12 protein-coding genes, 1 tRNA gene and 3 rRNA genes are annotated in these 24,828 nt (G+C 67.4%); 13 read left to right on the plus strand and 3 right to left on the minus strand.

Features of this window, described 5'->3' with window-relative positions:
- Positions 1–67 precede the first annotated feature (67 nt).
- From Q3Y56_RS26190 to Q3Y56_RS26205, 4 genes are all read left to right on the plus strand, one after another.
- The gene (locus Q3Y56_RS26190; RefSeq protein WP_304464269.1) at positions 68–2,290 is read left to right on the plus strand and encodes a polyribonucleotide nucleotidyltransferase; all 2,223 of its coding nucleotides are present in this window, start codon (positions 68–70) and stop codon (positions 2,288–2,290) included.
- Entirely contained in the window at positions 2,287–3,666 is a 1,380-nt protein-coding gene (locus tag Q3Y56_RS26195; protein ID WP_304464270.1) for a pitrilysin family protein, read from the plus strand. The genes Q3Y56_RS26190 and Q3Y56_RS26195 overlap by 4 nt, the downstream gene beginning before the upstream one ends.
- A gap of 85 nt (positions 3,667–3,751) precedes the next feature.
- Positions 3,752–4,504, plus strand: a complete 753-nt coding sequence (gene dapB / locus Q3Y56_RS26200) for a 4-hydroxy-tetrahydrodipicolinate reductase (RefSeq protein ID WP_304464271.1) — start codon at positions 3,752–3,754, stop codon at positions 4,502–4,504.
- A gap of 5 nt (positions 4,505–4,509) precedes the next feature.
- A complete protein-coding gene (locus tag Q3Y56_RS26205) occupies positions 4,510–4,977 on the plus strand; it encodes a hypothetical protein (RefSeq protein WP_304464272.1) in 468 nt (155 codons plus the stop codon).
- Here the strand turns inward: Q3Y56_RS26205 and Q3Y56_RS26210 are convergent.
- Complete coding sequence (locus tag Q3Y56_RS26210; protein WP_304464273.1) at positions 4,966–5,547, minus strand: hypothetical protein; 582 nt, start codon at positions 5,545–5,547, stop codon at positions 4,966–4,968. The two genes, Q3Y56_RS26205 and Q3Y56_RS26210, sit on opposite strands and share 12 nt — an antisense overlap.
- A gap of 66 nt (positions 5,548–5,613) precedes the next feature.
- Complete coding sequence (locus Q3Y56_RS26215; protein WP_304464274.1) at positions 5,614–5,856, minus strand: hypothetical protein; 243 nt, start codon at positions 5,854–5,856, stop codon at positions 5,614–5,616.
- 180 nt (positions 5,857–6,036) lie between these two features.
- On the opposite strand from Q3Y56_RS26215, the gene thyX reads away from it, so the two are divergent.
- From thyX to Q3Y56_RS26255, 8 genes are all read left to right on the plus strand, one after another.
- The gene (thyX, locus tag Q3Y56_RS26220; protein WP_304464275.1) at positions 6,037–6,774 is read left to right on the plus strand and encodes an FAD-dependent thymidylate synthase; all 738 of its coding nucleotides are present in this window, start codon (positions 6,037–6,039) and stop codon (positions 6,772–6,774) included.
- A 212-nt stretch (positions 6,775–6,986) separates the two neighbouring features.
- A complete protein-coding gene (dapA, locus tag Q3Y56_RS26225; protein WP_304464276.1) occupies positions 6,987–7,886 on the plus strand; it encodes a 4-hydroxy-tetrahydrodipicolinate synthase in 900 nt (299 codons plus the stop codon).
- A gap of 102 nt (positions 7,887–7,988) precedes the next feature.
- Entirely contained in the window at positions 7,989–9,674 is a 1,686-nt protein-coding gene (locus Q3Y56_RS26230; protein ID WP_304464277.1) for a ribonuclease J, read from the plus strand.
- 495 nt (positions 9,675–10,169) lie between these two features.
- Positions 10,170–11,698: ribosomal RNA gene (locus Q3Y56_RS26235) — 16S ribosomal RNA — on the plus strand.
- 281 nt (positions 11,699–11,979) lie between these two features.
- Positions 11,980–15,102, plus strand: a 23S ribosomal RNA gene (locus tag Q3Y56_RS26240).
- A gap of 90 nt (positions 15,103–15,192) precedes the next feature.
- Positions 15,193–15,309: ribosomal RNA gene (gene rrf, locus Q3Y56_RS26245) — 5S ribosomal RNA — on the plus strand.
- Together the 16S, 23S and 5S rRNA genes form the textbook arrangement of a ribosomal RNA operon.
- A 104-nt stretch (positions 15,310–15,413) precedes the next feature.
- On the plus strand, positions 15,414–16,112 hold the full coding sequence (locus Q3Y56_RS26250) for a DegT/DnrJ/EryC1/StrS aminotransferase family protein (RefSeq protein WP_304464278.1): 699 nt from the start codon (positions 15,414–15,416) through the stop codon (positions 16,110–16,112).
- Between the two features lie 63 nt (positions 16,113–16,175).
- Positions 16,176–16,248: transfer RNA gene (locus Q3Y56_RS26255), tRNA-Thr, on the plus strand.
- A gap of 61 nt (positions 16,249–16,309) precedes the next feature.
- Here the strand turns inward: Q3Y56_RS26255 and Q3Y56_RS26260 are convergent.
- The gene (locus Q3Y56_RS26260) at positions 16,310–18,940 is read right to left on the minus strand and encodes a SpoIIE family protein phosphatase (RefSeq protein WP_304465809.1); all 2,631 of its coding nucleotides are present in this window, start codon (positions 18,938–18,940) and stop codon (positions 16,310–16,312) included.
- 351 nt (positions 18,941–19,291) lie between these two features.
- Here Q3Y56_RS26260 and Q3Y56_RS26265 point away from each other — a divergent pair, with 351 nt between their 5' ends.
- Positions 19,292–24,775, plus strand: a complete 5,484-nt coding sequence (locus Q3Y56_RS26265) for a HAMP domain-containing protein (protein ID WP_304464279.1) — start codon at positions 19,292–19,294, stop codon at positions 24,773–24,775.
- Positions 24,776–24,828 lie beyond the last annotated feature (53 nt).

Genomic DNA, 24,828 nt, shown 5'->3' on the forward strand with positions numbered 1-24,828 from the left:
GGGGCGCTGCTCCACCACCGTCCTCCCGTCACACGGACGAGGGGACGCAGACGAGGAGAATTCCCTGGTGGAGAACGAGACCCACTACGCCGAGGCCGTGATCGACAACGGCGCCTTCGGCACCCGCACCATCCGTTTCGAGACGGGCCGCCTGGCCCGTCAGGCCGCCGGCTCCGCCGTGGCCTACCTGGACGACGACACCATGGTGCTGTCGGCCACCACCGCTTCGAAGAACCCCAAGGACCAGCTCGACTTCTTCCCGCTCACGGTGGACGTCGAGGAGCGGATGTACGCGGCCGGGCGGATCCCCGGCTCGTTCTTCCGCCGTGAGGGCCGTCCCTCCGAGGACGCCATCCTCACCTGCCGTCTGATCGACCGCCCGCTGCGCCCGTCCTTCAAGAAGGGCCTGCGCAACGAGATCCAGGTCGTCGCGACGATCATGGCGCTCAACCCCGACCACCTCTACGACGTGGTCGCGATCAACGCCGCCTCCGCCTCCACCCAGCTGGCGGGCCTGCCCTTCTCCGGCCCGATCGGCGGCGTCCGCGTCGCGCTGATCAAGGGCCAGTGGGTGGCCTTCCCGACCCACACCGAGCTCGAGGACGCCGTCTTCGACATGGTCGTGGCCGGCCGCGTGCTCGCCGACGGCGACGTCGCGATCATGATGGTCGAGGCCGAGGCCACCGAGAAGACGATCCAGCTGGTCAAGGACGGTGCCGAGGCGCCGACCGAGGAGATCGTCGCCGCGGGCCTGGAGGCTGCGAAGCCCTTCATCAAGGTCCTGTGCAAGGCGCAGTCCGACCTGGCGGCCAAGGCCGCCAAGCCGACCGGCGAGTTTCCGATCTTCCTCGACTACCAGGACGACGTCCTGGAGGCGCTGACCGCCGCCGTCCGCGACGAGCTGGCCCAGGCGCTGACCATCGCGGGCAAGCAGGAGCGCGAGGGCGAGCTGGACCGGATCAAGGGCGTCGCCGCCGAGAAGCTGCTGCCGCAGTTCGAGGGCCGCGAGAAGGAGATCTCCGCCGCCTACCGTTCGCTGACCAAGGCCCTGGTCCGCGAGCGCGTCATCAAGGACAAGGTCCGCATCGACGGCCGCGGCGTCACGGACATCCGTACGCTGGCCGCCGAGGTCGAGGCGATCCCGCGGGTGCACGGCTCGGCGCTGTTCGAGCGCGGCGAGACCCAGATCCTGGGCGTCACCACGCTGAACATGCTCCGTATGGAGCAGCAGCTGGACACGCTGGCGCCCGAGACGCGCAAGCGCTACATGCACAACTACAACTTCCCGCCGTACTCCGTCGGTGAGACCGGTCGGGTCGGCTCGCCCAAGCGCCGCGAGATCGGCCACGGCGCGCTGGCCGAGCGGGCGATCCTGCCCGTGCTGCCGACCCGCGAGGAGTTCCCGTACGCCATCCGCCAGGTCTCCGAGGCGCTCGGCTCCAACGGCTCCACCTCCATGGGCTCGGTCTGCGCCTCGACCATGTCGCTGATGAACGCCGGTGTGCCCCTCAAGGCCCCGGTCGCCGGCATCGCCATGGGCCTGATCTCCCAGGAGATCAACGGTGAGACGCACTACGTCGCGCTGACCGACATCCTCGGTGCGGAGGACGCCTTCGGCGACATGGACTTCAAGGTCGCCGGTACGAAGACGTTCGTGACCGCCCTCCAGCTGGACACCAAGCTGGACGGCATCCCGGCCTCCGTGCTGGCTGCGGCCCTCAAGCAGGCCCGCGACGCCCGTCTGCACATCCTCGACGTGATGAACGAGGCCATCGACGTCCCGGACGAGATGTCCCCGAACGCCCCGCGGATCATCACCGTCAAGATCCCGGTGGACAAGATCGGTGAGGTCATCGGCCCCAAGGGCAAGATGATCAACCAGATCCAGGAGGACACCGGCGCCGACATCACCATCGAGGACGACGGCACCATCTACATCGGTGCCGCCGACGGCCCGGCCGCCGAGGCCGCCCGCGCCACCATCAACGGCATCGCCAACCCGACGATGCCCGAGGTCGGCGAGCGCTACCTGGGCACGGTCGTGAAGACCACCACCTTCGGTGCCTTCGTCTCGCTGCTGCCCGGCAAGGACGGTCTGCTGCACATCTCGCAGATCCGCAAGCTGGCCGGCGGCAAGCGCGTGGAGAACGTCGAGGACGTGCTCGGCGTCGGCGCCAAGGTCCAGGTCGAGATCGCCGAGATCGACCAGCGCGGCAAGCTGTCCCTGATCCCGGTGATCGAGGGCGAAGAAGGCGCTGAGGACGAGAAGAAGGACGAAGCTGCCAAGTGACGTCCCGTACGCACCAGGCGACGGCCCGCACCTCCTCGGAGGGGCGGGCCGTCGCCCGTACCCAAACGCTTCTCAAGGGCGAGAACGGCATCGGTACGGTCCGCAAGACCACGCTCCCCGGCGGCCTGCGCGTGGTCACCGAGACCCTGCCGTCCGTACGCTCCGCCACCTTCGGCATCTGGGCGCACGTCGGCTCGCGTGACGAGACCCCGTCGCTGGGCGGCGCCACCCACTATCTGGAGCACCTGCTCTTCAAGGGCACGGCACGGCGCAGCGCGCTCGACATCTCCTCCGCCATCGACGCGGTCGGCGGCGAGATGAACGCGTTCACGGCGAAGGAGTACACGTGCTACTACGCGCGCGTGCTCGACACCGACCTGCCGCTGGCCATCGACGTCGTCTGCGACATGCTGACCGGCTCGCTGATCACGGCGGAGGACGTGGACGCCGAGCGCGGCGTGATCCTCGAAGAGATCGCCATGACGGAGGACGACCCGGGCGACTGCGTGCACGACCTGTTCGCGCACACCATGCTCGGTGACACCCCGCTGGGCCGCCCGGTCCTCGGCACCGTCGACACGGTCAACGCCCTGACCGCCGAGCGCGTCCGGCGCTTCTACCGCAAGCACTACGACCCGACGCACCTGGTCGTCGCCGCCGCGGGCAACGTCGACCACGCCAAGGTGGTCCGGCTGGTGCGCAAGGCGTTCGAGCGGGCGGGCGCGCTGGACCGGACCGATGCCGTCCCGATGGCCCCGCGCGACGGCTCCCGTACGATCCGCACCGCCGGCCGCGTCGAGCTGCTGGGCCGCAAGACCGAGCAGGCCCATGTGGTGCTCGGCATGCCCGGCATCGCGCGCACCGACGACCGGCGCTGGGCGCTGGGCGTGCTCAACACGGCGCTCGGCGGCGGCATGAGCTCCCGGCTCTTCCAGGAGGTGCGGGAGAAGCGCGGGCTCGCCTACAGCGTCTACTCCTACACGTCGTCGTTCGCCGACTGCGGGCTCTTCGGCGTCTACGCCGGCTGCCGCCCCAGCCAGGTCCACGACGTGCTCAGGATCTGCCGTGACGAGCTCGACAAGGTCGCGGAGCACGGCCTGTCGGACGAGGAACTGCGGCGCGCCATCGGCCAGCTGTCCGGCTCCACGGTGCTGGGCCTGGAGGACACCGGCGCGCTGATGAACCGTATCGGTAAGAGCGAGCTGTGCTGGGGCGAGCAGATGTCGGTCGACGACATGCTCGCCAGGATGGCCGCGGTCACCCCCGACGAGGTGCGCGAGGTGGCCCGCGATCTACTGGGACAGCGTCCCTCGCTGTCCGTCATCGGCCCGCTGAAGGACAAGCAGGCGGCCCGCCTGCACGAAGCGGTCGCCTGACCCGGGCCTTTCCGGTCCGGGCCGACCCGCCCGGACCGGACCGACCGCCGACCCCGCCGACTCGCCGAACCCGAAGGAACGAGCAATGAGCAAGCTGCGTGTGGCCGTCATCGGTGCCAAGGGCCGTATCGGCTCCGAGGCTGTACGAGCGGTGGAAGCCGCGGAGGACATGGAGCTGGTCGCCACCCTGGGCCGGGGCGACAAGCTGGAGACCCTGGTCGAGGCCGGTGCCCAGGTCGCGGTCGAGCTGACCGACCCCGGCGCGGTCATGGGCAACCTCGACTTCCTTGTACGCCACGGCATCCACGGCGTCATCGGCACCACCGGCTGGACCGACGACCGCCTCGCGCAGCTGCGCACCTGGCTGGCGGGGGCCCCCGAGGTCGGCGTGCTGATCGCGCCGAACTTCTCCATCGGGGCCGTGCTGACCATGCGGTTCGCGCAGCAGGCCGCGCGCTTCTTCGAGTCCGTCGAGGTCATCGAGCTGCACCACCCGAACAAGGCGGACGCCCCCTCGGGCACCGCCACCCGCACCGCGCAGCTGATCGCGGCGGCGCGGGCGGAGGCGGGCTGCGCCCCCCAGCCGGACGCGACGGTCACCGCGCTCGACGGCGCGCGGGGCGCGGACGTGGACGGGGTGCCGGTGCACTCGGTGCGGCTGCGGGGCCTCCTGGCGCACCAGGAGGTGCTGCTCGGCGACCCGGGCGAGACGCTCACCATCCGGCACGACTCGACGCACCACAGCTGCTTCATGCCGGGCATCCTGCTCGGCGTGCGGCGCGTGGTGTCCACTCCCGGCCTGACCTTCGGGCTGGAACACTTCCTGGATCTGGACTGACCGCCGTGCGCGCAAAGATCACGTATTTCGGACTCGCGGCCGTCCTGGTCGTCTACTTCGTCCTCGTCGGCAGCCGCGGTGTCCTGCTCATCAAGCAGGGCACCGTGGTGACCGTGGCCTTCGGTCTTGCGGTGCTGGTGCTGCCGTTCATCGGCGGCTGGTTCCTCTGGCAGACCACGAAGTTCGCCCGGGCCGCCAACCGGCTGGCCCGCGAGCTGGAGGCGGAGGGCGGGCTGCCGGTCGACGAGCTGGTCCGCACGCCCGGCGGCCGGATCGACCGGGACTCGGCGGACGCGGTCTTCGCCAAGCGGCGGGCCGAGACGGAGGAGTCGCCCGGCGACTGGCGCACCTGGTTCCGGCTGGCCGTGGCGTACCACGACGCGCGGGACACCCCGCGCGCCCGCAAGGCGATGCAGCGCGCCATCGCGCTGCACGGCGGCAAGGCCGGGGAGACGAGCGCGTCAGGCGTCTGAGGGACCGTCGCCGAGACGGTCCCGCCGGTGCGCGTGCGCCCAGTCCTCGACGGCGTCGCACGCCATGTCGAACGCCTCGGGGCGGCCGAGGAAGTCGGCGTTGTGGTCGGTGACCAGCGGGCGGAGCGGTGCGCCGCCCGCCGGCCCGACGAGCAGGGCCTGCCCCTGCACGGTCCGCGGCAGCCCGAGCCACTTCACCGGCTGCTGGGCGGTGTGCACCGCGCCGACCCCGCTCCACCGCACGGTCGTGGTGGTGAACAACGCGATCTGGCGCAGCCCGTACGCGCTCACCCAGACGCCGACCCGGACCAGCCGCACCGCCAGGACGATGACGAGCGTGGCGATGGCGACGCACACCCCGGCGCCGGGCAGCGCGCCCGCCATCGCGATGATCAGCGACGAGAACAGGATGTACGAGGCGAGGAGCAGCAGGAGCGCCGCTCCGCCGACGCGCCACGGGCCCGGACGGTACGGGCGGCGCCAGCGGTCCTGGTCCTCGTAGGGCAGCGGGGCGGCGTCGTCCGCGAGATCGTCGACGTCGCGATCGGCGGTCAGGAACGGCAGGGGCACGACTGGTCCTCACTCCCACACACGGCTCGACTTGGCTGGTGGTGGGTGAGGCTATCCCAGCCGCTCTCAGCGGCCGTCGGACGCCTCCGAGTGCTGCACCTGATGGGTGGTGCGGGGGCCGGATTCCATCGCGGGCATCCCGAACAGCAGCCCGCCGACGAACCCCGCGACGATCGTCAGCCCGATCAGCGCGCGCCCGGCGATCTCCGACCGGCTGGCGCGGGGCCGGGGCGGCGGGGCGACGTTGCTGCGGAACCGGTCGGTCTCGGCGAGGAAGGCGAACGGTACGGGCTCTCGCCGGCTGAACATGGGGCCGCTCCTTGGGGGCGTGGCGGGGGCTGTCGTACAGGAAGAGGGAGAAATGCCCCCGAGGTGCCGCTTCTTGCGAATTCGGTCGCGCCGTGGCGGTGGGGGAGGCTGGACAGCGCATCGACGGCGGCGCCGTAAGCTGGACCGCTGCCGAGCGAAGCGACCGGAAGGAACCCGCCAGTGACCGAGTCCACCCCCGAGAGCGCGGCCAGTTTCCGCAGCGATGTGACCGTCGAGCTCGTGAAGCACACCGCGGCCGACTCGGACGTGCTGTGGGCCGCCCGCGTCTCCACCGCGGGTGAGCAGTCCTTGGAGGAGCTCCAGAAGGACCCGGAGCGCTCCAAGGGACTGATCAACTTCCTGATGCGGGACCGGCACGGCAGCCCGTTCGAGCACAACTCGATGACCTTCTTCGTCAGCGCTCCGATCTTCGTCTTCCGCGAGTTCATGCGGCACCGGGTGGGCTGGTCGTACAACGAGGAGTCCGGCCGCTACCGCGAGCTGCAGCCGGTCTTCTACGTGCCGGGCCAGGACCGCAAGCTCATCCAGCAGGGCCGCCCCGGCAAGTACGAGTTCGTCGAGGGCGGCCCCGAGCACCACCGGGTCGTGGACGAGCAGATGCAGGCCGCGTACACCCGCGCCTACGAGGCGTACCAGGAGATGCTGGCCGCCGGCGTCGCCCGCGAAGTGGCCCGCGCGGTGCTCCCGGTCGGCCTGTTCTCCTCGATGTACGCCACGTGCAACGCCCGCTCGCTGATGCACTTCCTGGGCCTGCGCACCCAGCACGAGCAGGCGAAGGTGCCGTCCTTCCCGCAGCGGGAGATCGAGATGGTCGCGGAGAAGATGGAGGCCGAGTGGGCCAGGCTCATGCCGCTCACGTACGCCGCGTTCAACGCCAACGGCCGCGTCGCGCCATGAGCCCGGATCCGGGCCCGGAACGTGTGCGTGGAACGCGGGCCCGGATGTACGGACCAGTAGCAAGAAGTGTCCGTATTGCGGCATTTCGTGATGTTCATCTAGGCTGACCACAAGGGTCCGGCACTGCTTGAACCCCCGAGCAGGCAGTGCCGGGCTCCATGTCACCGCCCCGAGGGAGCACCCCGGGGCACGCTACGAGTAGCGTTGGACCCATGGCTCCGACATCCACTCCGCAGACGCCCTTCGGGCGGGTGCTGACCGCCATGGTCACGCCTTTCACCGCCGACGGCGCACTCGACCTCGACGGTGCCCAGCGACTCGCCGCCCACCTGGTGGACGCCGGCAACGACGGCTTGATCGTCAACGGCACCACCGGCGAGTCCCCGACCACCACCGATGCGGAGAAAGCCCAGCTCGTGCGGGCCGTCGTCGAGGCCGTCGGAGACCGCGCCCACGTGGTGGCGGGAGCCAGCACCAACGACACCCGGCACAGCCTGGAACTCGCCCGCGCCGCGCAGCAGGCGGGCGCGCACGGCCTGCTCGCCGTCACCCCGTACTACAGCAAGCCCCCGCAGGAGGGGCTGTTCCGCCACTTCACGGCGATCGCCGACGCCACCGACCTGCCGGTCATGCTCTATGACATCCCCGGCCGCAGCGGCGTCCCGATCAGCACCGAGACCATCGTCCGGCTCGCGGAGCACCCGCGCATCGTCGCCAACAAGGACGCCAAGGGCGACCTCGGCCGCGCCAGCTGGGCCATCGCCCGCTCGCGCCTGGCCTGGTACTCCGGCGACGACATGCTGAACCTGCCGCTGCTGTCCGTCGGCGCCGTCGGCTTCGTCTCCGTGGTCGGCCACCTGGTCAGCCCCGAGCTGCGCGCGCTCCTCGAAGCCCACCTCGCGGGCGACGTCGCCAAGGCGACCGAGATCCACCAGAAGCTGCTCCCGGTGTTCACCGGCATGTTCCGCACCCAGGGCGTGATCACCACCAAGGCCGCGCTCGCCCTCCAGGGCCTGCCCGCCGGCCCCCTCCGGCTGCCGCTCGTGGAGCTCACCCCCGAGGAGACCGAGCAGCTCAAGCGCGACCTGGCCGCCGGCGGGGTACAGCTGTAACCAAAGACTTCACAACTGAATACAGACACATCAGCAAGTGCACGAAAGTCACGCGCGCCATGTGCCCTGGGGGCATGTGGCGTGTGTGGTGAGGAGAGTCTTTTGAGTCATCCGCATCCTGAGCTCGGCCCGCCGCCGAAGCTCCCCGAGGGCGGCCTGCGCGTCACCCCGCTCGGCGGCCTGGGCGAGATCGGCCGCAACATGACCGTCTTCGAGTACGGCGGCCGGCTGCTGATCGTCGACTGCGGAGTGCTTTTCCCCGAGGAGGAGCAGCCCGGAATCGACCTGATCCTGCCGGACTTCAGCTCCATCCGGGACCGCCTCGACGACATCGACGGCATAGTGCTCACCCACGGCCACGAGGACCACATCGGGGGCGTCCCCTTCCTGCTCCGCGAGAAGCCCGACATCCCGCTGATCGGCTCCAAGCTGACCCTGGCCCTGATCGAGGCGAAGCTCCAGGAACACCGCATCCGCCCGTACACCCTTGAGGTGCAGGAGGGCAATCGCGAGCGCATCGGCCCCTTCGACTGCGAGTTCATCGCGGTCAACCACTCCATCCCGGACGCCCTCGCCGTCGCCATCCGCACCCCGGCCGGCATGGCGGTGCACACGGGCGACTTCAAGATGGACCAGCTGCCGCTGGACCGCCGCCTCACCGACCTCCCCACCTTCGCCAAGCTCGGTGAGGAGGGCATCGACCTGCTGCTGTCGGACTCCACCAACGCCGAGGTCCCTGGCTTCGTACCGCCCGAGCGCGACATCTCGAACGTGCTGCGCCAGGTCTTCGCCGGCGCGCAGAAGCGCATCATCGTCGCCAGCTTCGCCAGCCACGTCCACCGCATCCAGCAGATCCTCGACGCCGCCCACGAGTACGGGCGCCGGGTCGCCTTCGTCGGCCGGTCGATGGTCCGCAACATGGGCATCGCGCGGGACCTGGGCTATCTGCGGGTCCCGGCCGGCCTCGTGGTGGACGTGAAGACCCTGGACGACCTGCCGGACGAGGAGATCGTGCTCGTCTGCACCGGATCCCAGGGCGAGCCGATGGCGGCCCTCTCCCGGATGGCCAACCGCGACCACCAGATCCGGATCGTCCAGGGCGACACGGTGATCCTCGCGTCCTCGCTCATCCCGGGCAACGAGAACGCCGTGTACCGCGTCATCAACGGCCTCACCCGCTGGGGCGCCAACGTCGTCCACAAGGGCAACGCCAAGGTGCACGTCTCCGGCCACGCCTCGGCCGGCGAGCTGCTGTACTTCTACAACATCTGCAAGCCCCGGAACCTGATGCCGGTGCACGGCGAGTGGCGCCATCTGCGCGCCAACGCGGAACTGGGCGCCCTTACGGGCGTGCCCAAGAACCGCTGCGTCATCGCCGAGGACGGCGTCGTGGTGGACCTGGTCGACGGCGTCGCCAAGATCGTCGGCAAGGTGCAGGCGGGCTACGTCTACGTCGACGGCCTGTCCGTCGGTGACGTCACGGAGGCGTCGCTCAAGGACCGCCGCATCCTCGGCGAGGAGGGCATCATCTCGGTCTTCGTCGTCGTGGACAGCACCACCGGCAAGATCACGGGTGGCCCGCACATCCAGGCGCGCGGCTCCGGCATCGAGGACTCGGCGTTCTCCGAGGTGCTGCCGAAGATCGAGGAAGCCCTGGCCAAGTGCGCCGCGGACGGCGTCGCGGAACCCCACCAGCTGCAGCAGCTGGTGCGCCGCTCGATCGGCAAGTGGGTCTCGGACAACTACCGCCGACGCCCGATGATCCTCCCCGTGGTCGTCGAGGTCTGACGTCCGTTCAGGAGCGGGGCGCCTCGATTTGCATCGGGCGCCCCGCTCCGTTACGTTTACGGCTCCACCGCACGGGGAACCGCGGAGCGCTCCAGAGCCTCTGAGGGGCCCTCAGGTCGGTGGCAAACCGGCTCAGAGAATTCTGATAAAGTCGGATCAGCCGAAAGGCAAAGGCCCTCCAACGGCCACCGGAAATGAAATTCCGACCGGAAACGGAACGGAAAACGGATCTGGTAAGGTTGGAAACGCAAGACCGAAGGGAAGCGCCCGGAGGAAGCCCGAGAGGGAAGCCGAAGGAAGCGTCCGTTCCTTGAGAACTCAACAGCGTGCCAAAAGTCAACGCCAGATATGTTGATACCCCGTCTCCGGGCCTGATGGTCTGGGACGAGGTTCCTTTGAAGAAACAAAACACAGCGAGGACGCTGTGAACCGTCGGGATTATTCCTCCCGATGGTTCCGCTCAACGCGAGTGTGCATCCCGATTACGGGAAAACATTCACGGAGAGTTTGATCCTGGCTCAGGACGAACGCTGGCGGCGTGCTTAACACATGCAAGTCGAACGATGAACCCGCTTCGGTGGGGGATTAGTGGCGAACGGGTGAGTAACACGTGGGCAATCTGCCCTGCACTCTGGGACAAGCCCTGGAAACGGGGTCTAATACCGGATACGACCACTTGAGGCATCTCATGGTGGTGGAAAGCTCCGGCGGTGCAGGATGAGCCCGCGGCCTATCAGCTTGTTGGTGGGGTGATGGCCTACCAAGGCGACGACGGGTAGCCGGCCTGAGAGGGCGACCGGCCACACTGGGACTGAGACACGGCCCAGACTCCTACGGGAGGCAGCAGTGGGGAATATTGCACAATGGGCGAAAGCCTGATGCAGCGACGCCGCGTGAGGGATGACGGCCTTCGGGTTGTAAACCTCTTTCAGCAGGGAAGAAGCGAGAGTGACGGTACCTGCAGAAGAAGCGCCGGCTAACTACGTGCCAGCAGCCGCGGTAATACGTAGGGCGCGAGCGTTGTCCGGAATTATTGGGCGTAAAGAGCTCGTAGGCGGCTTGTTGCGTCGGATGTGAAAGCCCGGGGCTTAACCCCGGGTCTGCATTCGATACGGGCAGGCTAGAGTTCGGTAGGGGAGATCGGAATTCCTGGTGTAGCGGTGAAATGCGCAGATATCAGGAGGAACACCGGTGGCGAAGGCGGATCTCTGGGCCGATACTGACGCTGAGGAGCGAAAGCGTGGGGAGCGAACAGGATTAGATACCCTGGTAGTCCACGCCGTAAACGTTGGGAACTAGGTGTGGGCGACATTCCACGTTGTCCGTGCCGCAGCTAACGCATTAAGTTCCCCGCCTGGGGAGTACGGCCGCAAGGCTAAAACTCAAAGGAATTGACGGGGGCCCGCACAAGCGGCGGAGCATGTGGCTTAATTCGACGCAACGCGAAGAACCTTACCAAGGCTTGACATACACCGGAAACGGCCAGAGATGGTCGCCCCCTTGTGGTCGGTGTACAGGTGGTGCATGGCTGTCGTCAGCTCGTGTCGTGAGATGTTGGGTTAAGTCCCGCAACGAGCGCAACCCTTGTTCTGTGTTGCCAGCATGCCTTTCGGGGTGATGGGGACTCACAGGAGACTGCCGGGGTCAACTCGGAGGAAGGTGGGGACGACGTCAAGTCATCATGCCCCTTATGTCTTGGGCTGCACACGTGCTACAATGGCCGGTACAATGAGCTGCGATACCGTGAGGTGGAGCGAATCTCAAAAAGCCGGTCTCAGTTCGGATTGGGGTCTGCAACTCGACCCCATGAAGTCGGAGTCGCTAGTAATCGCAGATCAGCATTGCTGCGGTGAATACGTTCCCGGGCCTTGTACACACCGCCCGTCACGTCACGAAAGTCGGTAACACCCGAAGCCGGTGGCCCAACCCCTTGTGGGAGGGAGTCGTCGAAGGTGGGACTGGCGATTGGGACGAAGTCGTAACAAGGTAGCCGTACCGGAAGGTGCGGCTGGATCACCTCCTTTCTAAGGAGCACATGGCCGACTGCGAGCGAATGTCTCGCACGGTTAGCTCATGGGTGGAACGTTGACTACTCGGCACACTCGGTTGTTGTGACTGTTAGTACTGCTTCGGCGTGGAACACAGGACGGAACGCTGGGGGTGTCGGGCACGCTGTTGGGTGTCTGAGGGTGCGAGCGTTGCTCGTCCCTTTGCGATGCCGGCCTCGGTGAACTCTGCACGTTGTGTGGGGGTGACGGGGGACGGGTCGTTGCTTGAGAACTGCACAGTGGACGCGAGCATCTGTGGCCAAGTTTTTAAGGGCGCACGGTGGATGCCTTGGCACCAGGAACCGATGAAGGACGTGGGAGGCCGCGATAGGCCCCGGGGAGCTGTCAACCGAGCTTTGATCCGGGGGTGTCCGAATGGGGAAACCCGGCAGTCGTCATGGGCTGTCACCCGCTGCTGAACACATAGGCAGTGTGGAGGGAACGCGGGGAAGTGAAACATCTCAGTACCCGCAGGAAGAGAAAACAACCGTGATTCCGGGAGTAGTGGCGAGCGAAACTGGATGAGGCTAAACCGTATGTGTGTGATACCCGGCAGGGGTTGCGCATGCGGGGTCGTGGGAGTTCTCTTGATCGGTCTGCCGGCCGGTCGGCGAGTCAGAAACCGTATGGATAGGCGAAGGGCATGCGAAAGGCCCGGCGTAGAGGGTAAGACCCCGTAGCTGAAATCTGTACGGCTCGTTTGAGAATCACCCAAGTAGCACGGGGCCCGAGAAATCCCGTGTGAATCTGGCGGGACCACCCGCTAAGCCTAAATATTCCCTGGTGACCGATAGCGGATAGTACCGTGAGGGAATGGTGAAAAGTACCGCGGGAGCGGAGTGAAATAGTACCTGAAACCGTGTGCCTACAAGCCGTGGGAGCGTCGCATGCGAGCTTGCTCGTATGTCGTGACTGCGTGCCTTTTGAAGAATGAGCCTGCGAGTTTGCGGTGTGTTGCGAGGTTAACCCGTGTGGGGAAGCCGTAGCGAAAGCGAGTCCGAATAGGGCGGTTTAGTAGCGCGCTCAAGACCCGAAGCGGAGTGATCTAGCCATGGGCAGGTTGAAGCGGAGGTAAGACTTCGTGGAGGACCGAACCCACCAGGGTTGAAAACCTGGGGGATGACCTGTGGTTAGGGGTGAAAGGCCAATCAAACTCCGTGATAGCTGGTTCTCCCCGAAATGCATTTAGGTGCAGCGTCGTGTGTTTCTTGCCGGAGGTAGAGCACTGGATAGGCGATGGGCCCTACCGGGTTACTGACCTTAGCCAAACTCCGAATGCCGGTAAGTGAGAGCGCGGCAGTGAGACTGTGGGGGATAAGCTCCATGGTCGAGAGGGAAACAGCCCAGAGCATCGACTAAGGCCCCTAAGCGTACGCTAAGTGGGAAAGGATGTGGAGTCGCAGAGACAACCAGGAGGTTGGCTTAGAAGCAGCCACCCTTGAAAGAGTGCGTAATAGCTCACTGGTCAAGTGATTCCGCGCCGACAATGTAGCGGGGCTCAAGCGTACCGCCGAAGTCGTGTCATTGCAGTACATACCCCCAACGGGGACTGTGATGGGTAGGGGAGCGTCGTGTGCCGGGTGAAGCAGCGCCGGAAGGTAGTTGTGGACGGTTCACGAGTGAGAATGCAGGCATGAGTAGCGATACAAACGTGAGAAACGTTTGCGCCGATTGACTAAGGGTTCCTGGGTCAAGCTGATCTGCCCAGGGTAAGTCGGGACCTAAGGCGAGGCCGACAGGCGTAGTCGATGGACAACCGGTTGATATTCCGGTACCCGCTTTGAAGCGCCAAACATCGAATCAGGCGATGCTAAGTCCGTGAAGCCGCCTTTGATCTCTTCGGAGTGATGGGGAGTGGTGGAGCCGACGGACCAGACTTGTAGTAGGTGAGTGATGGGGTGACGCAGGAAGGTAGTCCAGCCCGGGCGGTGGTTGTCCCGGGGTAAGGGTGTAGCCCGAGAGATAGGCAAATCCGTCTCTCACACAGGGTGAGACCTGATGCCGAGCCGATTGTGGTGAAGTGGATGATCCTATGCTGTCGAGAAAAGCCTCTAGCGAGTTTCATGGCGGCCCGTACCCTAAACCGACTCAGGTGGTCAGGTAGAGAATACCGAGGCGTTCGGGTGAACTATGGTTAAGGAACTCGGCAAAATGCCCCCGTAACTTCGGGAGAAGGGGGGCCATTTCCGGTGATGAGTCTTGCACTCTGAGCTGGGGGTGGCCGCAGAGACCAGCGAGAAGCGACTGTTTACTAAAAACACAGGTCCGTGCGAAGCCGTAAGGCGATGTATACGGACTGACGCCTGCCCGGTGCTGGAACGTTAAGGGGACCGGTTAGCTCCATTTCGGTGGGGCGAAGCTGAGAACTTAAGCGCCAGTAAACGGCGGTGGTAACTATAACCATCCTAAGGTAGCGAAATTCCTTGTCGGGTAAGTTCCGACCTGCACGAATGGCGTAACGACTTCTCGACTGTCTCAACCATAGGCCCGGTGAAATTGCATTACGAGTAAAGATGCTCGTTTCGCGCAGCAGGACGGAAAGACCCCGGGACCTTTACTATAGCTTGATATTGGTGTTCGGTTCGGCTTGTGTAGGATAGGTGGGAGACTGTGAAGCATGCACGCCAGTGTGTGTGGAGTCGTCGTTGAAATACCACTCTGGTCGTGCTGGATGTCTAACCTGGGTCCGTGATCCGGATCAGGGACAGTGTCTGGTGGGTAGTTTAACTGGGGCGGTTGCCTCCTAAAGGGTAACGGAGGCGCCCAAAGGTTCCCTCAGCCTGGTTGGCAATCAGGTGTTGAGTGTAAGTGCACAAGGGAGCTTGACTGTGAGACCGACGGGTCGAGCAGGGACGAAAGTCGGGACTAGTGATCCGGCGGTGGCTTGTGGAAGCGCCGTCGCTCAACGGATAAAAGGTACCCCGGGGATAACAGGCTGATCTTCCCCAAGAGTCCATATCGACGGGATGGTTTGGCACCTCGATGTCGGCTCGTCGCATCCTGGGGCTGGAGTCGGTCCCAAGGGTTGGGCTGTTCGCCCATTAAAGCGGTACGCGAGCTGGGTTTAGAACGTCGTGAGACAGTTCGGTCCCTATCCGCTGTGCGCGTAGGAATATTGAGAAGGGCTGTCCCTAGTACGAGAGGACCGGGACGGACGAACCTCTGGTGTGCCAGTTGTTCTGCCAAGGGCATGGCTGGTTGGCTACGTTCGGGAGGGATAACCGCTGAAAGCATCTAAGCGGGAAGCCTGCTTCGAGATGAGTATTCCCACCTCCTTGAGAGGGTAAGGCTCCCAGTAGACGACTGGGTTGATAGGCCAGATATGGAAGCCGGGTAACCGGTGGAGTTGACTGGTACTAATAGGCCGAGGGCTTGTCCTCAGTTGCTCGCGTCCACTGTGTTGGTTCTGAAGTTGCGAACCGTTTTGAGCCCCTCTTGTGTGGGTTCCGGTTGTGTCATCTTCATAGTGTTTCGGTGGTTATTGCGTTAGGGAAACGCCCGGTTACATTCCGAACCCGGAAGCTAAGCCTTTCAGCGCCGATGGTACTGCAGGGGGGACCCTGTGGGAGAGTAGGACGCCGCCGAACAATTTTTAGAGAAAGCCCTGTTGGGGACTCCGGTCCCCAACAGGGCTTCTTTTGTTGTGCCCTGGGTCACTCTGTGTTCACCTTGTCTGGGCAGCATGCGTGTCATGGGCACTCCTGCGGATGAGCTGCGACGCGAGTTGACAGAGTCGGGCGTCCGTCCCGGCGACGAGGTGATCGTGCCGTCCTACGGCACTCCTGACCCGGCGGAGGCCGTACTCCTGGTCGGGGCGCGGCCGGTGTTCGTCGACATAGACGCCGACTCCTTCTGCATAGACCCGGTCGCTGTCGCCGACGCGGTGACCCCGCGGACCGCCGCCGTCGTGGCCGTACACACCTTCGGGCACCCCGCCGACATGGCCCGGATCAACGAGATCGGGGACCGCCACGGCCTCCACGTCATCGGGTACGGGGCGCTGGAGGAGCCCACCGCGGAAATCGCGCGGCGGCAGGCGAACGCCGCGTATCTCGACGGGAAACTGCGTGGCGTCCGCACCCCTGCGGTATCGCCCGGCGTGGACCACAGCTATCAGAGCTACGTCGTCAGGGTGCCCGGCAACGGCCGGCCGGACCGTGACGCGTTCGCCCGTGCGCTGCGTTCCCGTGGCGTCGCGTGCCATGTGCCCGTACAGACGCCCGTACACCGGACTCAGCGTTTCCGTCGCGAGCTGTGGCTGGCCGAGACCGAGCGGGCGGCCGACGAATGTCTGGCGCTTCCCGTCGACGCGTCGATGCCGCGCCGTGAACTGCAGCGTGTGGTATCGGCCTGCAACGCGCTCGGGGGCCTGCTGCAGATGGCGGCCTGAGCGGGACCAGGGGCGCGGTTCGGAGCAGCACGGAGTTTCGGGTATGATTCATTCCGTTGCCGCGCCCCAATAGCTCAGTCGGCAGAGCGTCTCCATGGTAAGGAGAAGGTCTACGGTTCGATTCCGTATTGGGGCTCTGACAGACAAGAAGGCCCCGCCAACTGGCGGGGGCCTTCTTGGTGTTCATGCCTCGGTGTTCATGCCTCGTGCGGCTGCGGCTGGGGGACGCGCATCGCCAGGATCGCCATGTCGTCGGACGGCGGATCGGGAGCGAAGCGCTCGACGGCGCGCAGGACGCGCGCGGCCACCGCGCCCGCCGTCAGCCCTGTGCAGGTGGTCAGCACGTCCGCCAGGCCGTCGTCGCCGAGCATCCTGGCGCCCTCGCGGCGCTCCGTCACCCCGTCCGTGACACACAGCAGCACATCGCCCGGATCGAGCGTCACCGTCTGCTCGTACAGCTCCAGATCGTCCATCACACCCAGCAGCGGCTGCGGTTCCGCGGCCGCCTCGACACGGCCGTCCGGGCGCAGCCGCAGCGGCAGCGGATGGCCGGCGCACACCACCTTGAGCAGCGCGCTGCCGTCGGCCTGCGGCCACAGCTCCCCGTACAGCAAGGTCAGGAAGCGGCTGCGCGCGCCCTCGTCGAGGATCGCCGCGTTGAGCCGCTCCAGGACGGCCGGGCCGCCGAAGCCCTCGCGGGCGAGCAGCCGCAGCGCGTGCCGGGCCAGGCCGGTGACGGCGGCCGCCTCGGGGCCCGTACCGCAGACGTCGCCGATGGCGAAGCCGTACGCGTCGTCGCGGATGGGGAACAGGTCGTAGAAGTCACCGCCGACCTCGTTGCCCTCGCCGGCCGCGCGGTAGATGACCTCGACCTCGACGCCGGGGACCTCGGGCAGCTCGGGCGGCAGCAGGCTGCGCTGGAGGGACTGGCTGATGGCCGTACGCTCCGAGTACAGCCGCGCGTTGTCCAGCGCGAGCGCGGCCCGGCGGGAGAGGTCCTCGGCCAGCTCCAGGATCTCCTGGCGGAAGTGCTCGTCGGCCGGCTTGCCGAGGGTGAGCATGCCAATGACGCGGTTGCGGGCCACCAGCGGGAGGACGACGGTCTCCCCGCCGACCGCGGAGGCCGTGGCCAGGGTGGCACCCGGGCCGGACGAAGGGCGGGCGGCGTCCCCGAGGTTGAGGCTGCGCAGGGTGGTGCGCAGCGCCGCGGCGTGCGCGGCGTCGCCGGGGGCCGACCAGACCCGGGCGCCGGGAGCGGGCACCGGCTCCGGCGGATCGACCTTCGCGAGCAGCGCCTTGAGCCCGTCGATGCGGTCCTCGTCCTCGTGCAGGACGTAACTCAGCTCGGGCTCGGACGACGGGTCGGCGATGGTGTAGACGGCGCACCAGGTGGCGAGGGTCGGCACGGTCATCTGCGCCATCAGAGCCAGCGTCTGGTCGCGGTCGAGCGTGCCGGCGAGCAGGTCGGACGCCTCGACGAGGAAGGACAGGGAGCCGCGGCGGAGCCGCTCCAACTCGGTGAGGCGGGCGGACTCCACGGCCAGCGCGATGCGGTCGGCGGCGAACTGGAGCCGCAGGGCCTCCTCGTTGCTGTAACGGCCGGGGGCTTCGGCGGCCACGCCGAGCGAACCCGTCAGCCGCCCCTCCACCTTCAGCGGGACCGTGACGACCGACCGCATGCCGGTGTTGGCGAGCAGCGGTACGGCTCCGGGGACGACGGCGAGGTCCTCATGGACGGCGGGCATCCGCGCCGAGCCGTAGCGTCCGGTGCCGGCCTCGACGGGGACGCGGGCGAAGCGCTGGCGGGCGGAGGGCAGCCCGGTCGAGGCGCGCACCTCCAGCTCCGTCTCGTCGTCGGTGGCAAGGAGCAGATAGGCCGAGTCCCCGTCGAGCATGTCGCGGGCGCGTTCGACGGTGCGCTGGAGGAGCCCGTCCAGGTCGTCAGGGGCGGGGGAGCCGATGAAGACCTCGAAGGCGTCGGTGGGCGCGCCGCGCTCGGGCGCGCTGGAGGCATCGGAGGAGGAGCCGCGCTGCGGGCTCTGCAGGACCGCGCGCTCGTGCTCGCGGACCAGCAAGCAGACCGTGGACGGGTCGCCTTCGGTGTCCCGTACGCGTAGATGCGAGGCGTAGACCGGGATGACCCGGCCGTCGGCGCCGCGGACGCCGTAGGAGCCCTCCCAGCGGGAGAGCCGGAGCGCCTCGGCGACGCCCGTGCCGGTTCCCGGCGTGTGCGGCCAGGCGGCGAGGTCGGTGAGCGGCTTGCCGAGGATCTGCTCCGGCGCGTAGCCGAACAGGTCCTGTGCGTCGTCGTTCCAGGCGCTGACGGCGCCGTTGCGGTCGATCTGGACGACGGCGACGCGGACCCGGGCGTCGGTGACGGGCAGCGCCTCGGAGGGCAGGGCCGGGCCCGCGGAGCGGGTGCCGGCCAGGCGGTCGGGGAAGTCGAGCTGGAACCACACCTGCTTGTGCGTGGCGCTGTACTCCACGCCCCAGCGGGAGGCGAGGGCGGCGCACAGCAGCAGCCCGCGGCCGCCTTCGCGGTCCGGGCTGCCGTAGTTGCGCCCCGCGTTCTCCAGCGGTAGCTCGCGCTCCGGATAGCGGTCGGCGACCTCGACGCGCACCCCGGTCTCGGCCCGGATGCAGCTGACGTCGGCGGCGGTGCCCGCGTGGACGACGGCGTTGGTGACGAGCTCGCTCGTGAGGACGACGGCGTCGTCGACGACGTCGGTAAGGCCCCAGCCCTGGAGGGTGTCTCTGACGAAGGTACGGGCGGAGGCGACCGAGCGTCCCACTGGTTCGAATTTGGCGGCTGCCCGCGCGGTGATCACAGGTCTCCTCATCGGCCTCTCATTGCTCCCCGAGTCCTGTGCCCGTTTCCCAAGCCCTCGATTCGTCCGCCAGGCTAAACCGTCGACCCCGGCCGTGTGGAACGGAGTGGTGTGATTCGGGAGCAAAAATGCGGCCCGGCGGCCGGGCGCATACCCCCGTGGGGTCACGCATGGCCGCCGGGCCGAGGCCGTGGGCGAAGGACATGTGCTGCCCTCCACGTCTCAACGAATTTTCGAGGATGTGGTTACGCTCCGATCAGCGACCACTACGGTGCCCCGGAGTGAAAGACTGGGAAAGCTCGAAGTAGAGAACCCGACGAGGACGACGGTCGACCCTGCGGGAGGGACACGGTGGAGTCTGGCGCAGCGGCGCGGGGCAAGAGCAGCACGCGCGCGAAGGGCGGACAGTCCCGGAGCGGTGGTGGGACGACCCAGGTGGAGACGGCGGCCCTGAACCGCCTGCTCGTCGCCATGACTGCCATGCGGGACGGGAATTTCCGTAAGCGTCTGGTCGTCTCGGGCGACGGCGTGATGGCGGAGATCGCGGATGTGTTCAACGAGATCGCGGAGCGCAACCTCCAGCTCACGGGGGAGCTCGCGCGGGTCCGGCGGGTGGTCGGCCGCGAGGGCAAGCTGACCGAGCGGTTGGAGACCGGGCCGTGCGAGGGGGCGTGGGCGACCGCCATCGAGGCGTCGAACGCGCTGGTGGACGACCTGGTCCGGCCGGTGTCCGAGGTGGGCCGGGTGCTGACGGCCGTGGCCGAGGGCGACCTGGAGCAGCGCATGGATCTGCGCTCGCACGGTCCGGAGGGCTCGGGGCACCCGTTGCGCGGCGAGTTCCTGCGGGTCGGCCGTACGGTCAACGGGCTGGTGGACCAGCTCTCGGCGTTCACGGACGAGGTGACCCGGGTCGCCCGGGAGGTCGGCACCGAGGGCAAGCTCGGCGGGCAGGCGCGGGTGCGCGGAATGTCCGGATCGTGGAAGGACCTCACGGATTCCGTCAACACGATGGCGTCCCGGCTCACCGCTCAGGTACGTGACATCGCTCTCGTGACGACGGCCGTGGCCAAGGGCGATCTCTCCCGGAAGGTCACGGTCCACGTGTCCGGGGAGATGCTCGAGCTGAAGAACACCGTGAACACGATGGTGGACCAGCTGTCGTCGTTCGCCTCCGAGGTGACCCGGGTCGCGCGCGAGGTTGGTACGGAGGGCGAGCTCGGCGGGCAGGCGCAGGTGCCGGGCGTCGCGGGCGTCTGGAAGGACCTGACCGACTCCGTCAACCTGATGGCCGGGAACCTGACGGCGCAGGTGCGCGGGATCTCGCAGGTGACCACCGCGGTGGCCAGCGGCGACCTGTCGCAGAAGGTGACCGTCAGCGCGCGCGGTGAGGTCGCGCAGCTCGCGGACACGATCAACACGATGACGGAGACGCTGCGCACCTTCGCCGACGAGGTGACGCGGGTGGCCAGCGAGGTGGGCGCGGAGGGTCTGCTGGGCGGTCAGGCCCAGGTGCCGGGCGCCGCGGGCACGTGGAAGGACCTGACCGACTCGGTCAACAACGCCTTCCGCAACGTCACCGCGCAGGTGCGGGACATCGCGCAGGTGACGACGGCGGTGGCCAACGGTGACCTGTCGCAGAAGGTCACCGTCGATGTGGCCGGCGAGATGCTGGAGTTGAAGAACACCGTCAACACGATGGTGGACCAGCTCCAGACGTTCGGTGTCGAAGTGACCCGGGTGGCCCGGGAGATCGGCGTCGAGGGTGAGTTGGGCGGCCAGGCGCAGGTGCCCGGTGTGGCGGGCACGTGGAAGGACCTCACCGATTCGGTGAACACCGCCTTCCGCAACCTGACCGGCCAGGTGCGCAACATCGCGCAGGTGACGACGGCGGTGGCCGACGGTGATCTGACGCAGAAGGTCACCGTGGACGTCTCCGGCGAGATGCTTCAGTTGAAGAACACCGTGAACCGCATGGTGGACCAGCTGTCGGACTTCGCCGAGCAGGTCACGCGGATGGCCCGGGACGTGGGCACCGAGGGCCGGCTCGGCGGCCAGGCCCGGGTGGACGGCGTCTCGGGTACGTGGAAGGACCTGACCGACTCCGTCAACTTCATGGCGGGCAACCTCACGTCGCAGGTGCGCAACATCGCGCAGGTGACGACGGCGGTGGCGCGCGGCGACCTGTCGCAGAAGATCGACGTGGATGCCCGCGGCGAGATCCTGGAGTTGAAGAACACCATCAACACCATGGTCGACCAGCTCTCGGACTTCGCCGAGCAGGTGACGCGGGTGGCCCGCGAGGTGGGTACGGACGGGCGGCTGGGCGGCCAGGCGCAGGTGCCCGGCGTCGCGGGCGTCTGGCGCGATCTCACCGACTCGGTGAACGGCATGGCGGGCAACCTCACCGCCCAGGTGCGCAACATCGCGCAGGTCGCGACGGCGGTGGCGCGCGGTGACCTGTCGCAGAAGATCGACGTGGACGCGCGCGGCGAGATCCTGGAGTTGAAGAACACCATCAACACCATGGTCGACCAGCTGTCGTCGTTCGCGGAGCAGGTGACGCGGGTGGCCCGCCAGGTGGGCACCGAGGGCATCCTGGGCGGCCAGGCCGAGGTGCAGGGCGTCTCCGGTACCTGGAAGGACCTGACCCAGTCCGTCAACGGCATGGCGAACAACCTGACGTCCCAGGTCCGGAACATCGCCGAGGTGACGACCGCGGTCGCCAAGGGCGATCTGTCGAAGAAGATCACCGTCGACGCCAAGGGCGAGATCCTCGAACTGGTCACCACCGTCAACACGATGGTGGACCAGCTCTCCGACTTCGCCGAGCAGGTCACCCGGGTGGCCCGCGAGGTGGGCACGGAGGGTCAGCTGGGCGGCCAGGCGCGGGTGCAGGGCGTCACCGGCATCTGGAAGGACCTGAGCAACAACGTCAACCTGATGGCGAACAACCTGACCATCCAGGTGCGCAACATCTCCCAGGTCGCGACGGCGGTGGCCAACGGCGACCTGACGAAGAAGGTCACCGTCGAGGCGCGTGGCGAGGTCGCCCAGCTCGCCGACACCGTCAACACGATGGTGACGACCCTGTCGTCCTTCGCGGACGAGGTCACGAGGGTGGCGCGCGAGGTGGGCACCGAGGGCATCCTCGGCGGCCAGGCGCGGGTGCCGGGTGTCGCGGGCACCTGGAAGGACCTCACCGAGTCCGTGAACTCGATGGCCAACAACCTGACCGGGCAGGTGCGCAACATCGCGATGGTCACCACGGCGATCGCCAACGGTGACCTGACCAAGAAGATCGACATCGACGCGCGCGGCGAGATCCTGGAGCTCAAGACCACCATCAACACGATGGTGGACCAGCTGTCCTCGTTCGCCGAGGAGGTCACCCGGGTGGCCCGGGAGGTGGGCACGGAAGGCCAGTTGGGCGGTCAGGCCCGGGTCCGGGACGTGGCCGGAACCTGGCAGGACCTCACCGAATCGGTGAACGAGATGGCGGGCAACCTCACCCGCCAGGTGCGCGCGATCGCCGAGGTCGCCACCGCGGTGACCCGCGGCGACCTCAACCTCAAGATCGAGGCGGACGCGGCGGGCGAGATCCTCAAGCTGCAGGACAACATCAACACGATGATCGCCAACCTGCGCGAGACCACGCTGGCCAACAAGGAGCAGGACTGGCTCAAGGGCAACCTCGCCCGGATCTCCGGCCTGATGCAGGGGCGGCGCGAGCTGGAGGACGTCGCCGGGCTGATCATGAGCGAGCTGACCCCGGTGGTCTCCGCCCAGCACGGCGCGTTCTTCCTGGCCACGCCCACCGTCGAGGGCAACGACGGCGGGGACGACAGCGCGTACGAGCTGCGCCTCATCGGCAGTTACGGCTACTCGATGGGCTCCATGCCGACCTCGTTCAAGCCCGGCGAGACGCTGATCGGCACGGCGGCGAAGGAGAAGCGCACGATCCTGGTGGAGAACGTGCCGCCGGGCTATCTCAAGATCGCCTCCGGGCTCGGGGAGGCGGCCCCGGCCCATGTGATCGTGCTGCCCGTGCTCTTCGAGGGCCAGGTCCTCGGCGTCATCGAGCTCGCCTCCTTCCAGCCCTTCGCGCAGATCCAGAAGGACTTCCTCAACCAGATCGCCGAGATGATCGGCACGAGCGTCAACACCATCAGCGTCAACACCAAGACCGAGGTGCTGCTGAAGCAGTCGCAGGAGCTGACCGAGCAGCTGCGCGAGCGCTCCGCCGAGCTGGAGAACCGGCAGAAGGCCCTCCAGGCGTCCAACGCCGAGCTGGAGGAGAAGTCCGACCGGCTGGCCCGCCAGAACCGCGACATCGAGGTGAAGAACACCGAGATCGAGGAGGCGCGGCAGGTCCTGGAGGAGCGCGCCGAGCAGCTCGCGGTCTCGATGCGCTACAAGTCCGAGTTCCTGGCCAACATGTCGCACGAGCTGCGCACGCCGCTCAACTCGCTGCTGATCCTGGCCAAGCTGCTCGCCGACAACGCCGACGGCAACCTCTCGCCGAAGCAGGTGGAGTTCGCCGAGACGATCCACGGCGCCGGCTCGGACCTGCTCCAGCTGATCAACGACATCCTCGACCTGTCCAAGGTCGAGGCGGGCAAGATGGACGTCAGCCCGACCCGGATCGCGCTGGTCCAGCTCGTCGACTACGTGGACGCGACCTTCCAGCCGCTCACCGCCGAGAAGGGCCTGGACTTCTCCGTACGGGTCTCCCCGGAGCTGCCCGCCACCTTGCACACCGACGAGCAGCGGCTGCTCCAGGTGCTGCGCAACCTGCTGTCCAACGCGGTGAAGTTCACCGACACCGGCGCGGTGGAGCTGGTCATCCGGCCGGCAGGCGACGACGTTCCGGACGAGATCCGCGAGCAGCTGCTGGAGCACGGCGCGCTGCGCGCCCCCGATGACGAGATGATCGCCTTCTCGGTCACCGACACCGGCATCGGCATCGCGGCCAGCAAGATGCGGGTCATCTTCGAGGCGTTCAAGCAGGCCGACGGGACCACCAGCCGGAAGTACGGCGGCACCGGCCTGGGCCTGTCCATCAGCCGGGAGATCGCACGGCTGCTGGGCGGTGAGATCAGCGTGGCCAGCGAACCGGGCCGCGGCTCCACCTTCACGCTCTATCTGCCGCTGCACCCCACCGAGCTGCCGCCGCAGGGCTATCCGCAGCTCGGCGGCCCGGGCGGCGACGCCACCGCCCCGGCGCTGGAGACGGGGCGTGAGCCGGCCATGGAGCCGGAGGCCGCGGCCAGGGTGCCGGAGGCCGACGCGGTCACCGGCCTGCCCCGGTCGCGGGGCGCCGCCGGGCTCTTCCGGCGGCGGCAGCGCGCGGCGCAGGAGTCGGGGCAGCGGGGCGCGGTGGGTCGCGCCCACGGCCAGGCCCCCGAGCCCTGGCTGGTCGGCGGCCAGGACCTGGTGGCCACCGAGCCCGGCGGCGGCTTCCACGGCGAGAAGGTGCTCATCGTCGACGACGACATCCGCAACGTCTTCGCGCTCACGTCCGTCCTGGAGCAGCACGGCCTGCAGGTGCTCTACGCCGAGAACGGCCGCGAGGGGATCGAGGTCCTGGAGCAGCACGACGACGTGGTGCTGGTCCTGATGGACATCATGATGCCGGAGATGGACGGCTACGCGACGACGGCCGCGATCCGGCGGATGCCGCAGTTCGCCGGCCTGCCGATCATCGCGCTCACTGCGAAGGCGATGAAGGGCGACCGGGAGAAGAGCATCGAGTCCGGCGCGTCCGACTATGTGACCAAGCCGGTCGACACCGATCATCTCCTCACGGTGATGGAGCAGTGGATGAGCAGGGAGTGACACGGCCGAGGCAGAGCGGGCCCGGCTTGCTGACGGAGTGTTGCCGAACAGGT

It is taken from the genome of Streptomyces sp. XD-27 (genome assembly GCF_030553055.1).
Classification (GTDB): domain Bacteria; phylum Actinomycetota; class Actinomycetes; order Streptomycetales; family Streptomycetaceae; genus Streptomyces.

Excerpts from the sequence above, each read along its gene's own strand:
- dapB (WP_304464271.1), top strand. The coding sequence starts at position 3,752 with ATGAGCAAGCTGCGTGTGGCCGTCATCGGTGCCAAGGGCCGTATCGGC.
- Q3Y56_RS26215 (WP_304464274.1), bottom strand. The coding sequence starts at position 5,856 with ATGTTCAGCCGGCGAGAGCCCGTACCGTTCGCCTTCCTCGCCGAGACC.
- dapA (WP_304464276.1), top strand. The coding sequence starts at position 6,987 with ATGGCTCCGACATCCACTCCGCAGACGCCCTTCGGGCGGGTGCTGACC.
- Q3Y56_RS26250 (WP_304464278.1), top strand. The coding sequence starts at position 15,414 with ATGGGCACTCCTGCGGATGAGCTGCGACGCGAGTTGACAGAGTCGGGC.